Genomic DNA, 1501 nt, shown 5'->3' with positions numbered 1-1501 from the left:
GGGGACAGGCTCGTGGTGGTGGACCTGAAGACCTCCTCCCGGGTCTACCCGGAGCACCTCCTGCAGGTGGGGGCTTACGCCCTGGCCCTGCGGGAGGAGGGGCTGGCGGTGGAGGGGGGCTTCGTGGTGGCCCTGCGGGAGGGGATGAAGGTGGCCGAGGTCCCCCTGGAGGAGGCGGGGGAGGCCTTCCTGGGGCTCCTGGCTGTTCACCGTTTCCTGAGGGGCTTGGGGCTGGCTCCGGAACCCTAAGGCTTCGTTCTATCATGACCTCGTGGGGCCAGTATGAACAACCGCCCATAGTGGCCCCCTTAAGATCTAGCGCAACTTTCGGGAGGTGAGGGAGATGGTCAAGCGGCTTATCCGGAGCGCGATTGCCGCGTTTGTTTTGGTTTTCCTTGCGGCTTGCGCGCCTACCGTTTCCCAAGGGCCGGCTCCAGTTCCTGCGGACGCCACGGGGATAAGCGGCGTTTACCAGGGACGCTATCGTTGTAGCCAAGGGATTACTGGGTTAACCCTTACGCTCAAGGGAACCCCGGAGGGTAACGTAGAGGCCACTTTTGACTTCTACGCCGTGCCGGAGAATCCTGGGGTTCCCTCGGGGAGCTACCTGATGACCGGCATCTTCTTTTCCGACGCTTCTCTCCATCTGGATCCGGTGCGGTGGATTAGGCAGCCCCCTGGGTACGTTATGGTCCCGATGCGCGGAAAGATAACGGAGGAAGAGGGTCGGTTAGTGTACAAGGGAACGATACCCGAACCGGGATGCGGGGCCTTCTACGTTGTCAGGGTGAGGTAATCCCTACCCCCTGAGCACCCGCTTGTACCACACCTTGAGGGCCTCGAGGTCCCAGGCCACCACCGCCCGGCTCCCGTCGGGGTACCACCGCACCTCGTACCGCCTCGGGAACTCGGGGAGGAGCCTCTCCACCTTGGGCCACCAGAGGTCCAGGGCCTGGGGCCTCAGGACCAGGTAGTAGGGCCCCTCCCCCACCAGGCCCATCACCTGCCCCTTGGGGAGGGGCGGGGGCAGGCCGAGGCCCCCAGGGGCCCCCTCCTCCTCCGGGGCCCGCCACACCCGCACCGGGTCCCGCCTCGGCCTCCTCTCCCCGGGGGGGCGCGCCTCCTTAGGGGGCTTTGGGGGGCCTTCGGGCCCGGGCGGGGCGGGCCTTTGGGCCTCCTCCAGGCGCTCCGGCGCGGGCCCCTTCCGCCTCCCCTCCAGGTGCGGATTCCGGTCCCCCTCTATGGGCTCGGGGAGGGGCCTTTCCCCCTTCCGGGCCAGGACCCACTTCCCCAAGGGGAAGGCCCGCTCGGCGAGGAGCCTCCCCCCCCGCAGGGCCCCCTCGAGGCGGTAGGCCTTCCTGGGCTCCAGGAAGGCGGTGAAGCCCCGGGCCCGGCCCAGGACGAGCCTGAAGGCCTCCCCGCTCTTGGGCTGGACGAGGACCACGAACCTCCTTCCGTCGGCGTGGAGGAGGATCCCGTGCACCACCAGCTCCGGCCCCTC

The 1501-nt window shown here is 68.2% G+C and carries 3 protein-coding genes; 2 read left to right on the top strand and 1 reads right to left on the bottom strand.

Translation table 11 applies throughout. The features are described 5' to 3' along the window. Both ACYQ0J_RS00280 and ACYQ0J_RS00275 read left to right on the top strand, forming a co-directional pair. On the top strand, positions 1-249 hold a 249-nt coding region (locus ACYQ0J_RS00280), incomplete at its 5' end, for a Dna2/Cas4 domain-containing protein (RefSeq protein ID WP_460170234.1). Between the two features lie 85 nt (positions 250-334). Beyond that, positions 335-796 carry a hypothetical protein gene (locus ACYQ0J_RS00275; protein ID WP_460170233.1) on the top strand — a complete coding sequence of 154 codons (462 nt, stop codon included), beginning with the start codon at positions 335-337 and terminating at the stop codon, positions 794-796. Positions 797-799: 3 nt separating this feature from the next. On the opposite strand, the gene ACYQ0J_RS00270 is transcribed toward ACYQ0J_RS00275, so the two are convergent. Then, a partial coding sequence (locus ACYQ0J_RS00270) for a hypothetical protein (RefSeq protein WP_460170232.1) occupies positions 800-1501 on the bottom strand: 702 nt, incomplete at its 5' end.

The sequence above is a fragment of the Thermus sp. FJN-A genome (genome assembly GCF_054655095.1).
Note: the sequence above shows the minus strand (reverse complement) of the source record. Positions and strands in the feature narration are given on the sequence as shown.